This window comes from Frigoribacterium sp. PhB160, assembly GCF_003751785.1.
GTDB lineage: Bacteria > Actinomycetota > Actinomycetes > Actinomycetales > Microbacteriaceae > Frigoribacterium.
On record NZ_RKIE01000001.1, the window covers coordinates 158229 to 172553 of the forward strand.

The window sequence follows — 14325 nt, forward strand, 5'->3', positions numbered from 1 at the left end:
ATCGGGGGTCTGGCTCGTCCTTATGAGCGTTCTGCCCACATTTTGCCCACAACTGTGTGCGCCAAGCCCTCATCCAAACGTTCTGCAACCGCGTCCAGGTCGTCGTCGAACAGGTCGGAATAGACGTCCAAGGTCATTGACGCCGATGCGTGACCGAGCATCCGTTGTACTGCTTTGACGTTCGCCCCTGCGCTGACAGCAAGGCTCGCAGCTGTGTGTCGGAGCGTGTGCGGCGTCATGGCGGGGAGGCCGGCAAGCCTGACGGCGGCAGGGAACCAACCGTGGTCATTATGAGACCGGCGCTCGTGCGACCCGTGCCGATTTCCGAACAGCAGATCATCCCCAGATTTGCCTTCGCACTGCTGAGCAAGGGGGAAGGTCAGCAGGGCCGGGAATGGGACGCTACGGCGCTTGTGCGTCTTGGGTGTCCCGACCTCGATTCGGTCACCGACCTCGACGGCGTTGACCGTCACGTTGATTCGACGCCGGAGCATGTCGAGGTCCTTGACCCGCAGACCCACGGCCTCACCCCAGCGGAGACCGCAGTAGGCGAGCGTCAGGACCAAGGTACCGCGATCGCCGGCAGCTATAGCCAGGGCTGACACCTGGTCATGCGTGAGATAGACGTGTTCTTTCTTCGTCTTGCGGGGGAGGTTGATGCCTCTAGCCGGGTTGCTCAGTAGCCGGCGGTCCTTAACCGCAACATCAAGGATGCCTGCCAGAACCCCGTAGACGCGGAGGACGGTGGTAGCGCCGCGCTCCCGTGACAGGTCGCTTATCCACGTCTGGACGTCGCTGTGGCGGATCTCGCTGACCTTCCGTGCACCCCACCTTGGCTCGACATACAGCCGCCATGCAATCTCGAGGGGCCGAAGTGACGACGGTTTTAGATGTGATTGGTTCGATAGCCACGGCGGCCCCAGAGCGCCAATGGTCTCCCGTGCGTCGGCAGGCTGCACGAACTCCCCGCGCGCCTTAGCGACCTCAATAGAGGCAAGGAACAGCTCGGCCTCGCGCTTTGTTTTGAAGCCACGCTTATCTGTCTGCTTTCGTTCGGGCGTGCGATACCGGACGCGGTACCGCTTGCCGGCTGCCGATTCGTAAGGCGTGATGCTGCCCATCAGTCCGCCATGAAATGCGGAGTCATGTCGACTTTGAGCTGCCTCAGCGTGTGTGCCTGGCCCCGTAGTTCGAGCTCACGCACGTGCCTGTCCTCGGTTCCTTCTGGGCTGCGTGCCGCACCGTCTTCCGTGCGGAAGTATTCCGCGATGGCTGACATCATCTCGCGCGTGAATGCGCCCGCGGGCGTGGGGTCGGGGCTGCCAATGCCCCCGGGTTCGTCTTTTCCCTCAAACCATTTGGCTAGGGCCCAGGATCTGACTGCCACCAGTTCACCGGGGGAGGACACCGTTCGGACTGCTCGATACGGTTCGTCTACAGGTAGGGCCAAAACGACGGGCGGCACATCAAGCGCCCATGCCAGAGCGATAAGCTGATCGATCGTTATGTCGGTTTTGCGGCCACTCTCAATGTTCGCGATGACACCACGGCTCATCTCGCCGCCAAGGGCCTCACTCAGCTCGCGGGCACTAAGTCCAGCCAGCTTCCTGTACTTCGCGAGGCGTCGCCCGAATCCTGCGGATGCTCGTTCGCTCATGTCCTGATCGTAGATGGTGTGCGTCCCTTTTGTGTTTCCCCGGACCACTTTCATTCTCCTAGACACAGCCCCCAATGCGGGGTACTGTGTTTCACAGAGACAACGCGTCTCTGGCAGAGACAGGAGCAGATATGGACGAGTACCTGGACGGCGAGCAGGCGGCCGCTTACATCCCGGGCATGACAAAGGCCTTGCTGGCGCAGCTGAGGTTCAAGGGAACAGGGCCGGTATTTCTCAAGCCGACTCCGCGGAAGGTCATCTACCGCCGGAGCGACCTCGACAAGTGGCTAGCCGACAGTGTCCAGACGAGCACGCGAGCGTCGGCGTGACGCACGCACTTGCCGGGGGAGTGGCCCCGGAGGACGAGGAGCAGGCGTCTGCGTGGTGCAACGACGGATGCGAAGTCGAAGCACCCAGCGTGAGAGAGGCGGTTGCCCTACTCACCTGCACCAAGAAGAAAGCCGCCACTGGGGTGCAACCCAGTGACGGCCAGACCGGAACCCCTACAGGAGGAACGATCATGAACAACGTTAAGACCAGTGTGGCCGAGACCGCTGACAATGCAACAGCCCCCCGTCCGGAGGTCGACCGGGAGTGGATGGTGTCGCTCCGCGAGGAGTTCGACCTCCCCGCGGAACAGCTCGCCCGTGAGCTCGACATCACCGTCACCTACCTGACCGCACTTGAGGACGGCACCCTGCCGCTCTCACGCACCATGTACCAGCGCATCACGCGGGCCATCACCTACCGTCCGCACCCGACCATCCACATCGACTGCGTGACCCCGGGCTGCAACCTGTTCGGCCTTGGGCACGTCGTCAGCAGGATCGACTACTACCGCGGCGAGAGCGTCACCCACACGGCGTTCGAGGACAACCGAGACGAGTGGCAGGTGCAGGTCACCCTGTTCGCGCCGCACACGACGTGGGGCGTCTGGACCGCCTTCGAGACCGACACCGACCCCGGCACCACCTGCGAAGCCTGGGCCGAGTACACCGCCACCGTCACCGGAGCATTCCAGCTCGCCGGCCAGCTGAACGAGGAGGCCGGACGATGAAGCACAAGCAGCCCCTGGAGCACGACGTCGCCCGCGCCTTCTACGAGCTCGAGCCCGTTCGCGTCGGCGGTTTCGAGGCCAACTTCGACCAGGCTCCTCAGGCCGTCCGTCGTGCCTGCTACGACCGTGCCACGGCCACCGTGGCTGCCCTGCGAGCTGGCTGCTGATGGCGCAGGTGAAGACCGGCATGAACTGCGACGCTCAGACGGTCGTGCTCATCGCACAGCACGCGACCTGCAACATCACCGAGCACCTGACCGCATCCGAGGCTCGCCGGTTGTCGATCGAGTTGCTGTCCGCGGCCGGTCGTGTCGAACGTGCTGACGCGCGTCCCGAGTGGCCGTAAGGAGGCTTTATGACTGATGCGCGACTTCGCGGCGAGTGGGTCAGCTCCATGAAGTTCGACAACCTCTCGGACAAGGCTTGGCGGATCTTCACGGGCGCTCTCATGTGGTCCGCCGAGAACGGGACAGACGGGTTCATTCCCGACCGCTACAGCAAGCGCCTCCACCCAGACGGCTCGGACATCCAGGCTGAATGGGAGCTGTCTGAAGCAGGTTTGTGGGAGAAGACCCGTGATGCGGACGGCAACAAGGGCATGCAGCTCGTCGACTGGGATGGCGCTCTTGGGCAGTCGCTCGCGATCCAGGTCGAGACGTACAGGGCGAATGCTCGTGGGCGTTCTCGCCGGTACCGCGAGAAGGAGCGGGCCAAGCTCGCCAAGTCGGTCGGGTTCACCGACGAGTCCGTTACGCGTGACGTGACTGGTGACGTGACGAGTGAGGTGCGCCCGCACGTAGGCGAAGGCAAAGGCAAAGGCAGAGGCACAGGCGACGTGAACGACGAGGTTTCTCTGAACGAGGAGACCGGAGAAGTCTCGATCCAGGGAGAACCGTTGTGGGAGACGGTGGCTATCCCATCTGGGAAGAAGTGTCGGGTGTGCCTCGACGCTCTGGCGGCTGATTTCCCGGGAGATGTCTGTTTTAGGCAGGATGCCGCTCACGTTAAGGCTCGAAGGGCTCGGGTCGCTTGATGGCGGACAGGCCAGATGTTTTCGACTCGGCGCTTTCAGACTTCGGTCGCGCTGTCCTCCCTCACCGAGATCCGACGTTCGATGCTGTCGCGCGCCTACTCGAGCGGGGAGACCCGGTCACCGATTGGTGCATCACGGGGCCACGGACGGTCATCCCGTCCGCGGTTCCTGAGGTGTCCAACCAGCCCGTGACCATGAACCTGCAGCCGGCGGTGGCGCACGCCGTCCTGCAGTACCTCCTGCACATCGCCGAGCCGCAAGCGTCGCGCTCGGGCAAGAGCATCACTTACCGCCTGAAAGGCAGGAACCTATGACCCACAGCTTTGAGGAAGCCACCGCATACGTTGAGCGGTTTCTGGCCGCGCTACACGCTGACGATCGCGCCGGGTTCGAGGCCGTCTACCAGGACGCACTTGCCACTTCCGATCCGACGAGACCGATGTTTCGCGTAGTCAACATCTTGGTGGCCAATCTCGTGAACTTGGTGGCGGAGGGGGTGGAGAGCGACTTCAAGAATGCAGAGCAGCTCATCAGCGACGTGTTCAAGGGCATTGCCGATCCCTGGACCACATCTGAGAAGGGTGAGAAGTGAGCCGGGGGCACAACGGAAAGGCGATGTCAGCCTGGCATCACGATGTCCGCGCGGCTCCCCACCGCAACCTGAGCCGCCCGAAGCGGGTCTCGCTGAGCTTGTCGACCATGGCTTGGTGCGCGGCGGCCTCGTCGGCCTCGGCGTCGAAGGATGCGGCGAGGAACAGCAGAAACAGGGCGGCGGTCAGGACGATTCCCACGAAGCACATCCACGCGAATACGGCCAAGGCTGGCGCTCTCAGTCCGTCGAGTTGGACCCCCAGCACGGCAAGGATGAGACCGAAGAAGCCAAAGCCGAGCGCCGCAGACATGACGTACACGAACAAACTGCGGGCCCGGATGCCCAGGTGCACGTTCCGGGCTTCCAGGATGACTGTGAGAAGCAGGACTGGGAAGACCCCGGCGAGTGTCGCGCAGGTGGATGAAGTCACGGAGTCGACTGTCGGCAGCGTTCTCAGGACTGTTAGCAAGGGGGCGAGGTGAAAGCTCCGGATGCGTACCTTCACGGCGACGACGGGCCGGTCGTCATTGTGCCGGCGCGTGTGGCTGCGTTTCTCAAGCGCCACACACCGTTGGACAAGCTGCGCCTCCAAGTCCGACCTACGGGGGACAGGGAGGTCTACGACGTCCTGAATAGCCTGCAACGAGCCGCGCTGGCTTACATGCCGCCCGACCCCGTAGCAGACGATCAACCCGCCCGAGCTCAGATGGCAACGACAGTCACCACCCGTCAAGCGGCCACCCTGCTCCACTTGTCGACCCGGGGCGTCCGAGACGCATGCGAGAAGGGGCGGCTCGAGGGGCGCCTTATTGAGGGCAGATGGATCATCAGCCTCGCCTCAGTGAAGCGGTACGCAAAACCGACCTAGTAAAACTGCCACATGTGGCATACAAGCAGCGGGGCTAGCGGCAGTCGGGAGAACCTAGACGTAGCTGATCGACAGCACGTCTCGGCAGAACCAGGAGGTTCCCCCATGCCCGCTAGCCCCGCACCCACCTACGCCAGCTCTCTTCACGAGCAGGCAGAGAAGACCAAGACCGAATTCCACCGCCGCGCGGACACCATCCGCGCAGACAACCGACTCAGCCCCCAGGGTAAGCAGCACGCGATCGCCAAGCTTTACGCGACAACTAAGCCCGCACTCGAAGCGCTCGGCGCAACCTACGACACAGGCCGCGCGGAACGACGGTCCACCCTCGAGCGTGACCTTTTCGGCCTCAAGTCCGGCGCGCTGAGCACCGACACCATCAGCTACCGCGACGCCATGGACCGAGTTGCAGGAGTGAAGGATCAAGCAGATCTTCTCCCCATCCTCCGCACTGCCAACCTCAGCGGTGACACCATCCTCGGCAAGGCAGTCCTCGCTCGAGCCTTTGAGCTGGGCGAGGTGGGCACCATTAATCAGTGCATCGAAGCAAGCCCGGCGCTCGAGAAGGACGTCGTCGAGCTGTGGGGGCTGAGCGCACCCAACGACTTCCAGAGCATGTTCAACGACACGATGTTCGCCGTGCAGAAGCCGACCGAGATCGCTGCACTGAGCGACTCTGCGATCAATGGCATGGCCACCGCAGAGGAGTAATCCATTGCCTGCCAGTGGCAGTGCCTGGAACCGGCTGCGTGCCCAGCTCAAAGCACAGTGGCAGAGGGAGGGCAGAGCCTGCGCGCTCTGCCACCAGCCCATCGACTACAACGCACCAGCCGGCAAGCCACGCGCTTTCACCCTTGACCACATTCTCGCGACCAGCCACGGCGGAGAACCGCTGCGGATCAGTAACCTCCGGGCGGTCTGCGCCTCTTGCAATAGCGCGCGAGGCAATGGAGAAGGTCGACGTTCCCGCTTCGACTACCCGACCAGTCGAACTTGGTGACCCCCACCCCCCACGCCCTAGCCGCATCCAAGCGGAGTACCACCGGGGCGTCGTCGCTTCTGCCCGTCACCCTGAAATGACCGACCCTTGGGCGCTGATTACCCTGAAAGGACAACGAAGTGAGCGAAACGAACTCACCCCAAATGCCCCCTCCGACGCCTCGCAACCTCAACGCCGCTGGGCGCAAGCTTTGGGACGCATCGACGGATCCGGAGGCATTTGAGTGGGCGCAGCACGAGCTGGCGATCCTCGAAGAGGCTTGCCGGACTCGAGACCGCATTGTGCAGCTCGATCAGGCGGTGGCTAGTGATGGCGTGATGATCTCGTCGTCACAAGGCAGCCGCGTGCATCCAGCCATTGGCGAGAGTCGGCAGCAGCGACTTGCGCTTGCACGTCTCCTGTACACCCTTGGGATCCCGCCGCTTGAAGATGACGTGTTGCCAAAAACTGCTGGCGTCCGTGGCTTTTACCGCGGTAGCGCCACGCGCTAATGGTGCGCCGTCGTCCAGCCCGCACGGGTCTCGACGTGCCGGCCTGGGTTGCCACCTTCGAGCCGGCAGCGTGGCCGCTGGGAGTCACCGAATGGCGAGAAGCAGTGAGAACTTACTGCCGTCGTCAAGATCTCCTTCACTCCGATGTTGAACTCTGGTTGCGCGTGGTGTCCGAAACGCATGCCATACGCCTAGGTGTCATTCGCGAGGATCGCGTACGAGTCACCGTGACGCAGCTCGAGGCCTAGCGCCTCCGCATAAACGCGAGGGTGAGGACGGCAACCGCGACCGCGTACGAACGAAACGTCATGGGCTGGAGGGGTGGCGTTGGTGCCCCCCGGGTCGATGGGGGCGTGTTGAAGTCCCTGCGCCTTCTCCAGGCCTCTAAGGCCACTTGGCTCAGGGCTAGCCCCACCGCTGCGCCGGAAGCGCAGTACAGCACAATGCCGTCCCGTCCACTGATCGTGATGTCGTTGGCGACTAAAAGCACGTAGGCAACAATGACGCCGAGCAACGCCATCAGGAACACCATGAACAGCCATATTGGTACGCCCTTTCTACCTGCGACGGAGTCGAGGAGGGCATAGACGAGAAACGTCGTAAGGAGGAGGCCCGCCACAAGCGAGGCCACGGCGGGCGTGAAGTCCATGTCGTCAAAGTATCGCCATCTAATCCAAACCTGAGAATTCAGCAAATCAAGGACCCGCCAATGTCGCGGGTCCTTTTCAGCGCCCGGAACAGGCGCACAGCCCTTAGGAGGCACCAATGGCAGCCAACAGGACGACCCGCGTAAGCCTGGTCGCAGAAGTCAGCTCGTACGTCGCTGGAATGGAACGTGCGGCCCGTTCCACCCGTCAGACGGGCGACGCAGCGCAGCAGCTCGCGCAGCGCCGCGAGGGCATCGACACCCTCGGCAAGACCATGTTTGCCGCTGGGGCCGTCATGGCCGCGGGGGTCGGTTTGGCCGTGGCTAAGTTCGCTGAGTTCGACCAGGCCATGTCCGCCATTCAGGCGGCGACGCACGAGACCGAAGCGAACATGGGCCTGCTCCGACAGGCGGCGATCGACGCGGGCGGGGCGACCGCTTTCTCGGCTACCGAAGCCGCCGGCGCGATCGAGGAACTTGCTAAGGCGGGGCTCTCGACTGCCGAGATCCTCAGCGGTGGTCTGGCGGGCGCCCTCGACCTCGCCGCCGCCGGCGGGCAGAGCGTCGCTGACGCCGCGCAGACGACCGCGATTGCCATGAAGCAATTCGGGCTCGAGGGCGACAAGGCCTCGCACGTGGCCGACCTCCTTGCAGCCGGTGCGGGCAAAGCTGTCGGTGACGTGTCCGACATGGCCGCAGCTCTGGGTCAGGCGGGTCTGGTCGCGAATCAGACCGGGCTGAGCATCGAGGAAACGACCGGTGTCCTGGCGGCTTTCGCTGATCAGGGTCTGCTCGGTTCTGACGCTGGTACGTCGCTCAAGACGGCCCTGCAGGCGCTTACCCCGTCGTCGAAGGAAGCGGCCCGGGAGATGGAACGGCTCGGGATCTCCGCGTTTGACGCTCAGGGCAATTTCATCGGGATCTCCGAGTTCGCCGGGGTGTACCAGAACGCACTCCGCGACCTGTCTCCCGAGCAGCAGGCGGCGACGTCGAAAATCATCTTTGGCTCTGACGCAGTGCGGGCAGCGAATGTCCTGTACACGAACGGTGCTCAGGGCATTCAGAAGTACATCGACCAGACCAACGACAGCGGTTATGCCGCCGAGACGGCCCGGATCAAGATGGACAACCTGGCGGGCGATATCGAGAAGCTCGGGGGCGCGTTCGATACAGCTCTGATCCAGGGTGGGTCTGGTGCAAACGACGTTCTGCGTGAGGTCACCCAGGGCGTGACGTTCCTGGTGGACGCCGTTGGTGGTGCCCCTCAGCCCGTCCTGAATGCGGGGCTTGCCATCGCAACTGTGGGGGCAGCTGTGGGCATCGTCGGTGGTGGCGCTCTCCTGGCCGTACCCAAGGTGATTGCGTTCAAGGCCTCCCTCGACACCCTCGGCATTTCCGCCGGCCGGGCAGCCGCGGCGACCGTCGCAATCGGTGGCGCTATCGGCCTGGCTGCGGTCGCGGTGGGGACTCTCGTGGGGCAGCAGGCGAAGGTGGCGGCGACTACCGCTGAGCTGGCTGACACGCTCGACGAGGCGACTGGTGCGACTACCCAGTACACCCGTGCGTCTATCGCTCGGAAGCTGTCCGACGAGGGCATTTTCGACACGGCGAAGAAAGCCGGTGTGGGCCAGAAGGAACTCACTGACGCGATCCTCGAGGGCGGCGACGCACTCGAGGAAGTGCAATTGAAAATTGGTGACCTCAACACCGCTGGAAACGTGTTCAACGGCCTGGCCCTGAAGTCGGATCTTGCTGGCCGATCCATTCAGGATCTACGGCAGTCAGTCGAGAATGCCCCGACCAAGTTCGAGGATCTGAAGAAAGCTGGTGACGAAGCGGGCGAGGGCATGGCGAACACCGCTGATGGGCTCTCGCAGGTGCAGGCAGCTAGTGCAGATGCTGGGGCAGAGATTGACGACCTTAAGGCAACGATTGAAGGTTTCGGTTCTGCGCAGCTCGACGTGAACTCGGCTACTCGCGACTTCGAGGCAGCCGTCGACGGGCTGACTGACTCGGTGAAAGAGAACGGGCAGAGCCTGGACGTGACCACCGCGGCGGGGCGTGAGAACGAGGCAGCTCTCGACCAGATTGCACAGTCTGCCCTGGGGCTCTCGAGTGCGACGCTGGCTCAGACAGGTTCGCAGGAGAAAGCCTCTGCGGCGCTCTCTGTGGGCCGTAAGAAGCTCATTGAGGCTCTCGGGGCACTCGGTATCACCGGGCAGGCTGCGGAGGACTACGCGGACCGCCTGGGGCTCATCCCGAGCAACATCGCAACGGCAGTGAACCTCTCCGGTGCTCAGAACGCGATCGACAAGGCCTATCAGGTTGCTTCTGCGATTCGGAACATTCCGGGTCAGCGCGACATCGTGATCAATCAGGTTGTGCGCGAGACGGATGCAGCTCGAGGTGTCGTCGGGGCCGCGTACGCCGCCGGCGGGGCAGTGCAGGGCCCCGGCCCGGTCGGGCGTGACTCCGTTGTCGCCATGCTCGCCCCTGGTGAGCACGTCCTCACGGACAAGGACGTGAGCCGTCTGGGAGGACAGTCCGGCGTCTACGCAATGCGAGCCAGCCTCGCCGCTGGAACGTTCCCCAGATACGCGAAGGGCGGTCCGGTCGGGATCAAGCACTACACCTACGGGCAGGCTGCGGCCTATTCAGCCGCGACGGCCCCTGCCCCGCAGATCAATGTCTCGATTCAGTCGAAGGGCGGCATCGACCTGCTCAAGTACGTGGACGTGCGGATCGACCGGGCCGACCAGGCCGCGAGCCTGTCTAACCGGATGGGCCGACAGGTCCGCTGAGCCGCTTCCACCCCTCGAGGGCGCACCCAACCGGGTGCGCCCTTTTTCGTACCATCCAGAAGGAGAAATCACATGGTCATGCGACTTGTAGGAGCAGACAGCCAGACCGGCAAGCTGCCCGACATTGTTCTCGACGAACTGCAGGCCCGCTTCCCCCGAAAAGCCGACATCAACGTCTACGACTACGGCGCAACCGATGTCAGCTCAATGACGGACCCTGCAATTGCCCCGTCCTCCCAGAACGCCATCGATCGGGCCGTAGCGGCGGCGGAAAAGCTTGTAGTGGGCGAAACGCGGGTATGGATCTCGATCCCCTACGGAGCCATCAAAGGCACCATCACGGTGCAGTCGCCGTTCATCTGCGTCACGGGACCGGGTTCCCTCGTCGAGGGTCAGCTCGTGTTCCAGCCCCCGGCAACCGGACAGCAGCTTCGATTCCATTCCGTTGTCTTCAACATGGGTTTCCGCCCCCTAAACGCGTCCGTCAACCGTGGGGAGAACGGCATCCGTGTCGTGGCTGGGGCTTCGATCGAGATCATGTCGTGCCGGTTCCGTGACATGCCCAAGGCCGTGCATCTCGACAGTTGGGCCGACACCACGGGGCAGCAGAACAAGACAATCGACGTGCATCACAACCAGATGACCAACGTCGACTACGGCCTCTACGCCCCCTTGAAAGGTGCGAACACGTGGGACACCCACGCCGACTCGAAGTTCAACGAGAACGTCGTGCGGCTCGCGTACGTCTCGCATGTGTGGGTCGGTGGGGCGGATGGTTTCGACGTCCACGGAAACACCCTGTTCCACGTTGGACGGGACTCGACCGATCTCAGCCGACGGAACCAGAAGGAAGACTCGATCTACTTCGGACCTCGCTCCAACTTCCTCAAGATCGGAACCAACCAGATCTTTGAGGCTGGACGCTCTGGCATCTTCCTTGATCGGGTTACAGACGCGAACGTGGTCGGCAACACCCTCGCCTGGTGCGGCCAGAACCTGCAGGTACCCGCCATCCGGCTCGTGACCAGCTCCACGTCTCTGACCGCCGCCATCCTCATCGACGCGAACATTGTCGAAGAGTGCACCCATCATGGAATCGGCATCAGCGGTGACGGCAACGCAGGCAACATCACCATCACCGACTCGAACGTCATCCGTCTTATTGGCGACAGCGCCCGAAACGTCTACCGGGGCGACTCCATGGGCAACGGCCCACTCGTTACCAACGACATCGCGCGCATTTTCGTCGCCTCGACCGTGACCGTCGTCCCACGGCTGACCATCACCCAGATGCCGCGCGGCAGCCGAAACGGTGTTGTGTCCATCAAGGGGATGTACTCGAGCGCGCGCAGTCAGCCCTTTGCAGACAACTACGAGACGACCATCAACCTCACGAAGACCGTCGCTCAGGGAACGGCTACAACAGTTGGTGTCCTTCGGTCCGCGGGCGACAACCCTTCCGAGACGACCTTCGTCGGGCTGGTGACCGTAGTAGTGAAGAACACCACCGCGAACTTCGTGGGGCGCTATGAGTTCACTGCGGCCTCGAACGGCACCAACAAGAGCGTGCAGAATCTGCGCACGGCAGGATCAGTTTCGGCGATCACAGACGGCACGACTCCGGCATTCGTTTTCACCATCGCGTCGTCCGGCAGCAGTGTTATTGCCACCCCTCAGGGCAACACGGCGGGCACATTCGAATTCACAGTGACGGCGACTGGCTACCTGCAGACCAGTTACACGCAGGCAGAGTTCAACGGCCTGCAGCTCATCACCTCCCTCTCGACGAGCTGAGCGATAGTTCTTGGGGCTCAGCGTCGTGCTGAGCCCCAGGCCCGTTCGACGGTCGTGCCTGGGCGCACCAGGCAGCGCTTATCTAGGCTTGGGGAAACCCGACGAGAGGCTGACACCGATGTCCCTGGCAGTTACGACCCGACGCAACTTCGCCGCCCTGGCGGCCTCGACCATGGCAGTGACCTTGCTCCTCGCCGGCACACCCGCTCAAGCCGCCGAAACGGGACCATCGATCAAGGCCACCATCTCCCGCGTCCAAGAGAAGCCCTCCTACTACCGCACCGTGGACGGTATTCGAGAGCCTGTCTACGAACTCGCCGAGGGCGACACCATTCACGTCCGGGCGCGAATGGCCAACAACGGCAGCGACTCGTACTGGGCCATGCGCATGGACTTCGTGACCATCGGTGACGACATCTTCGACACTCCTGACGTGCCCGCGTACATCGAGGGTCCGACGACGAATTGGGGCACGCAGTTTGGTGCTCGCTACATCGGTCAGCAAGGCCCGTACGTCCGCCGAACGATGGTCGTCTACAAGGACGTCGCCCCGGGCGAATCCTCGCTGCTTTCGTACCCGATCACAGTTGACTCGCTGCCCGTAAAGGGCAAGCTGTACAAGGCGCGGTTTGAGAACAAGAGCAGCGTCTCGGACCCCAGCCTGAAGTCGACCGCGACCTCGGAACGCATCTGGATCGTGCGCAAATAGCTCTCCTGCACGCGCGAAACGACAAGCCTCTATCGGCCGCCACCACTCTCAGTAGTGGTGGCGGCCGTTGTCGAGTTGCCATTGTCCGTGGCTGCGTTTGTCGGGTTGGACGGCCATGGGTCAGACGCTAAGGCCGACCACCGTTGTCCCGCACGCGGCAAGCCAGCTTCGGACCGACTTGCCGCGGCACGGTCGAGATCGCCACGTCAGTGTGACGCTCAACGGACATACCGGCTGGTTTGTTCGCGGAGACTGGCCCGCAGGTCACGTCGAGGGGGAGGCCGAAGTTTTTACTCCTCGCAAGCATTCTGCAGCTCTTCCGCCGACGCCACGAGGGCCTTCCAGTCGAAGGCGGAAGCGTCCCGAGGGCTTAGGAACTTGACTCGAGTTCGCAGTGGCTCCTCCGTGCCGACCATGAGTGCGTTCCCGCTGGCGCGAACAAGGTGGCCCTGCACATCGAGGAACAGTCCCGGTGCCTTCAGGTCCCGTGCGGCTGCAGCCTTACGCACAGCCTTGAGGTCGTGCCTTATCTGCTTCCGATCCGCAGCGCTCAAGTTGCCAAGACCCCATTGCCGGCCGAGGCTATGGATGCCTGCGAGGAACTGGCTGGCTTCGGCGTAGAGGTCATCATCGAGAGACGCGACACGCGTGAACCTGTTGGCCTCGATCTCGACGAGGCCGTAGCTCGCGAGCTGCGCGATGGCCTCGCGGATGGGCGTACGAGACGCACCCAACCAAGCCGACAGCTCACTGTCGTTCAGTCGCTCTCCGGGCTCGAGCGTGCCGTCGACGATGGCGGCGAGGATCTGGTCGTAGACGACGTCGCGGAGAAGGCGGCGAGGTCCGGTGGTTTCTTCCCGAGTGGGTACTGGCATGCGCTGATCATAAGCATTGCAGTGTCTAATATGTCAAGCGAATGCTTAAGTTTCAACCGATCTTGGTCCAGGTGCCGCAGCGCTCAGAACTGAACGCGACATCGCCCGGCAGGATCGAAACTACCGCTGGGCCCGATGGCAGATCGTTGGCAATAAGGTCGCTAAAGTCTCCGGACGTGCCTCTTAATCTCGCCCAGTAGCAATCATCGGATCCCGTGTTCCGATATTGGCCGGGCTGGATGTCGGTACCTACGAGGTGCACACCCGAACCGAATTCGTTAGCTTTCTTAGCGGCTTCCGCCGTCCCCACGGCCTGTTCGCGAGCAACAAGCTCGACTTCACGCGCGTCCGCAGCGGCCTGCGCCTTCTCGACTTCATTCGCCGCCTCCTCGAGCTTGCCCTTGGCGACGCGCAGTTCGCTCACCTGCTCGCGCAACTCATCGATGTCGTCGTCCTTGGCCGAGGCGGTGCGATCAAGCCGCCCCTGCAGGGCTGCGTACTCGGGCGTCTCTGTGGCAACCGGCGTGGCGCTGGCCACGATTCCAGCGCCCGCCAAACCGCCGACGACAAGGGCGACGGCAACACAGCAGGCTACAACGGCGTTCCTGCTGGTTCCCAAGTGCGTAAGGCGTGCCTTGACCTGACTGCGAACCCCACGGGCACTCGTTTTCAAGGCGTCCTCATCTCGGTCCACATACATGAGGGACACTACGGTTTAGCTCATTTGGTGTCGACGCCCCAGTACTGGGCCTGTCATTGGTGGTCCCCTCTCCCGCGACCACCAAATACCACCTGGGATAGA

Annotated in this window: 20 protein-coding genes; 14 read left to right on the plus strand and 6 right to left on the minus strand. The window is 63.0% G+C overall.

What is annotated here, in order from left to right; all coding sequences use genetic code 11:
- Positions 1-20: 20 nt before the first annotated feature.
- Entirely contained in the window at positions 21-1121 is a 1101-nt protein-coding gene (locus EDF38_RS00700) for a tyrosine-type recombinase/integrase (RefSeq protein ID WP_123353498.1), read from the minus strand.
- Positions 1121-1657 (minus strand): helix-turn-helix domain-containing protein, encoded by a 537-nt coding sequence (locus EDF38_RS00705; protein WP_158613285.1) that lies wholly within the window; start codon positions 1655-1657, stop codon positions 1121-1123. The genes EDF38_RS00700 and EDF38_RS00705 overlap by 1 nt, the downstream gene beginning before the upstream one ends.
- A 131-nt stretch (positions 1658-1788) precedes the next feature.
- On the opposite strand from EDF38_RS00705, the gene EDF38_RS00710 reads away from it, so the two are divergent.
- The 7 genes from EDF38_RS00710 (at position 1789) to EDF38_RS00735 (ending at position 4339) form a co-directional block, all read left to right on the plus strand.
- A complete protein-coding gene (locus EDF38_RS00710; protein ID WP_123353500.1) occupies positions 1789-1986 on the plus strand; it encodes an AlpA family transcriptional regulator in 198 nt (65 codons plus the stop codon).
- Between the two features lie 191 nt (positions 1987-2177).
- A complete protein-coding gene (locus EDF38_RS00715) occupies positions 2178-2714 on the plus strand; it encodes a helix-turn-helix transcriptional regulator (protein ID WP_148061412.1) in 537 nt (178 codons plus the stop codon).
- Positions 2711-2881 carry a hypothetical protein gene (locus EDF38_RS15785; RefSeq protein WP_158613286.1) on the plus strand — a complete coding sequence of 57 codons (171 nt, stop codon included), beginning with the start codon at positions 2711-2713 and terminating at the stop codon, positions 2879-2881. The genes EDF38_RS00715 and EDF38_RS15785 overlap by 4 nt, the downstream gene beginning before the upstream one ends.
- On the plus strand, positions 2881-3060 hold the full coding sequence (locus tag EDF38_RS00720) for a hypothetical protein (RefSeq protein ID WP_123353502.1): 180 nt from the start codon (positions 2881-2883) through the stop codon (positions 3058-3060). The genes EDF38_RS15785 and EDF38_RS00720 overlap by 1 nt, the downstream gene beginning before the upstream one ends.
- Before the next feature lie 48 nt (positions 3061-3108).
- The gene (locus EDF38_RS00725; protein WP_148061413.1) at positions 3109-3747 is read left to right on the plus strand and encodes a hypothetical protein; all 639 of its coding nucleotides are present in this window, start codon (positions 3109-3111) and stop codon (positions 3745-3747) included.
- A 188-nt stretch (positions 3748-3935) separates the two neighbouring features.
- Positions 3936-4061, plus strand: coding sequence for a hypothetical protein (locus tag EDF38_RS16285; RefSeq protein WP_255409836.1), 126 nt, complete (start codon positions 3936-3938; stop codon positions 4059-4061).
- Positions 4058-4339, plus strand: coding sequence for a hypothetical protein (locus tag EDF38_RS00735; protein ID WP_123353505.1), 282 nt, complete (start codon positions 4058-4060; stop codon positions 4337-4339). The genes EDF38_RS16285 and EDF38_RS00735 overlap by 4 nt, the downstream gene beginning before the upstream one ends.
- Positions 4340-4376: 37 nt before the next feature.
- Here EDF38_RS00735 and EDF38_RS15680 read toward each other — a convergent pair whose 3' ends face one another.
- Positions 4377-4769 (minus strand): hypothetical protein, encoded by a 393-nt coding sequence (locus EDF38_RS15680; protein WP_148061414.1) that lies wholly within the window; start codon positions 4767-4769, stop codon positions 4377-4379.
- Between the two features lie 276 nt (positions 4770-5045).
- Here EDF38_RS15680 and EDF38_RS16360 point away from each other — a divergent pair, with 276 nt between their 5' ends.
- The 4 genes from EDF38_RS16360 (at position 5046) to EDF38_RS00755 (ending at position 6698) form a co-directional block, all read left to right on the plus strand.
- Complete coding sequence (locus tag EDF38_RS16360; RefSeq protein ID WP_370275611.1) at positions 5046-5207, plus strand: helix-turn-helix domain-containing protein; 162 nt, start codon at positions 5046-5048, stop codon at positions 5205-5207.
- Positions 5208-5312: 105 nt separating this feature from the next.
- The gene (locus tag EDF38_RS00745; protein WP_123353507.1) at positions 5313-5918 is read left to right on the plus strand and encodes a hypothetical protein; all 606 of its coding nucleotides are present in this window, start codon (positions 5313-5315) and stop codon (positions 5916-5918) included.
- Positions 5893-6207 carry an HNH endonuclease signature motif containing protein gene (locus EDF38_RS16365; protein WP_123353508.1) on the plus strand — a complete coding sequence of 105 codons (315 nt, stop codon included), beginning with the start codon at positions 5893-5895 and terminating at the stop codon, positions 6205-6207. Before EDF38_RS00745 ends, EDF38_RS16365 begins: the two co-directional genes overlap by 26 nt.
- A gap of 119 nt (positions 6208-6326) precedes the next feature.
- Positions 6327-6698 (plus strand): terminase, encoded by a 372-nt coding sequence (locus tag EDF38_RS00755; RefSeq protein ID WP_199734540.1) that lies wholly within the window; start codon positions 6327-6329, stop codon positions 6696-6698.
- A 244-nt stretch (positions 6699-6942) separates the two neighbouring features.
- Here the strand turns inward: EDF38_RS00755 and EDF38_RS00760 are convergent, their stop codons facing one another.
- Complete coding sequence (locus EDF38_RS00760; RefSeq protein ID WP_123353510.1) at positions 6943-7347, minus strand: hypothetical protein; 405 nt, start codon at positions 7345-7347, stop codon at positions 6943-6945.
- A gap of 116 nt (positions 7348-7463) precedes the next feature.
- Between EDF38_RS00760 and EDF38_RS00765 the strand changes: the two genes are divergently transcribed.
- From EDF38_RS00765 to EDF38_RS00775, 3 genes are all read left to right on the plus strand, one after another.
- A complete protein-coding gene (locus EDF38_RS00765; RefSeq protein WP_123353511.1) occupies positions 7464-10145 on the plus strand; it encodes a phage tail tape measure protein in 2682 nt (893 codons plus the stop codon).
- Between the two features lie 72 nt (positions 10146-10217).
- Positions 10218-11939: a hypothetical protein gene (locus tag EDF38_RS00770; protein WP_123353512.1), complete on the plus strand. Its 1722-nt coding sequence runs from the start codon at positions 10218-10220 to the stop codon at positions 11937-11939.
- A 118-nt stretch (positions 11940-12057) separates the two neighbouring features.
- Entirely contained in the window at positions 12058-12648 is a 591-nt protein-coding gene (locus tag EDF38_RS00775; protein WP_123353513.1) for a hypothetical protein, read from the plus strand.
- A 290-nt stretch (positions 12649-12938) separates the two neighbouring features.
- On the opposite strand, the gene EDF38_RS00780 is transcribed toward EDF38_RS00775, so the two are convergent.
- Positions 12939-13523, minus strand: a complete 585-nt coding sequence (locus tag EDF38_RS00780; protein WP_123353514.1) for a GntR family transcriptional regulator — start codon at positions 13521-13523, stop codon at positions 12939-12941.
- A gap of 52 nt (positions 13524-13575) precedes the next feature.
- Complete coding sequence (locus tag EDF38_RS00785; protein ID WP_123353515.1) at positions 13576-14061, minus strand: hypothetical protein; 486 nt, start codon at positions 14059-14061, stop codon at positions 13576-13578.
- Positions 14062-14325: the final 264 nt, after the last annotated feature.

Bases quoted from the DNA above. Each gene is read 5' to 3' on its own strand.
- EDF38_RS00700 (WP_123353498.1), bottom strand. From the start codon at position 1,121: ATGGGCAGCATCACGCCTTACGAATCGGCAGCCGGCAAGCGGTACCGC.
- EDF38_RS00705 (WP_158613285.1), bottom strand. From the start codon at position 1,657: ATGAGCGAACGAGCATCCGCAGGATTCGGGCGACGCCTCGCGAAGTAC.
- EDF38_RS00710 (WP_123353500.1), top strand. From the start codon at position 1,789: ATGGACGAGTACCTGGACGGCGAGCAGGCGGCCGCTTACATCCCGGGC.
- EDF38_RS00715 (WP_148061412.1), top strand. From the start codon at position 2,178: ATGAACAACGTTAAGACCAGTGTGGCCGAGACCGCTGACAATGCAACA.
- EDF38_RS15785 (WP_158613286.1), top strand. From the start codon at position 2,711: ATGAAGCACAAGCAGCCCCTGGAGCACGACGTCGCCCGCGCCTTCTAC.
- EDF38_RS00720 (WP_123353502.1), top strand. From the start codon at position 2,881: ATGGCGCAGGTGAAGACCGGCATGAACTGCGACGCTCAGACGGTCGTG.
- EDF38_RS00725 (WP_148061413.1), top strand. From the start codon at position 3,109: ATGAAGTTCGACAACCTCTCGGACAAGGCTTGGCGGATCTTCACGGGC.
- EDF38_RS00735 (WP_123353505.1), top strand. From the start codon at position 4,058: ATGACCCACAGCTTTGAGGAAGCCACCGCATACGTTGAGCGGTTTCTG.
- EDF38_RS16360 (WP_370275611.1), top strand. From the start codon at position 5,046: ATGGCAACGACAGTCACCACCCGTCAAGCGGCCACCCTGCTCCACTTG.
- EDF38_RS00745 (WP_123353507.1), top strand. From the start codon at position 5,313: ATGCCCGCTAGCCCCGCACCCACCTACGCCAGCTCTCTTCACGAGCAG.
- EDF38_RS16365 (WP_123353508.1), top strand. From the start codon at position 5,893: ATGGCATGGCCACCGCAGAGGAGTAATCCATTGCCTGCCAGTGGCAGT.
- EDF38_RS00760 (WP_123353510.1), bottom strand. From the start codon at position 7,347: ATGGACTTCACGCCCGCCGTGGCCTCGCTTGTGGCGGGCCTCCTCCTT.
- EDF38_RS00765 (WP_123353511.1), top strand. From the start codon at position 7,464: ATGGCAGCCAACAGGACGACCCGCGTAAGCCTGGTCGCAGAAGTCAGC.
- EDF38_RS00770 (WP_123353512.1), top strand. From the start codon at position 10,218: ATGGTCATGCGACTTGTAGGAGCAGACAGCCAGACCGGCAAGCTGCCC.
- EDF38_RS00775 (WP_123353513.1), top strand. From the start codon at position 12,058: ATGTCCCTGGCAGTTACGACCCGACGCAACTTCGCCGCCCTGGCGGCC.
- EDF38_RS00780 (WP_123353514.1), bottom strand. From the start codon at position 13,523: ATGCCAGTACCCACTCGGGAAGAAACCACCGGACCTCGCCGCCTTCTC.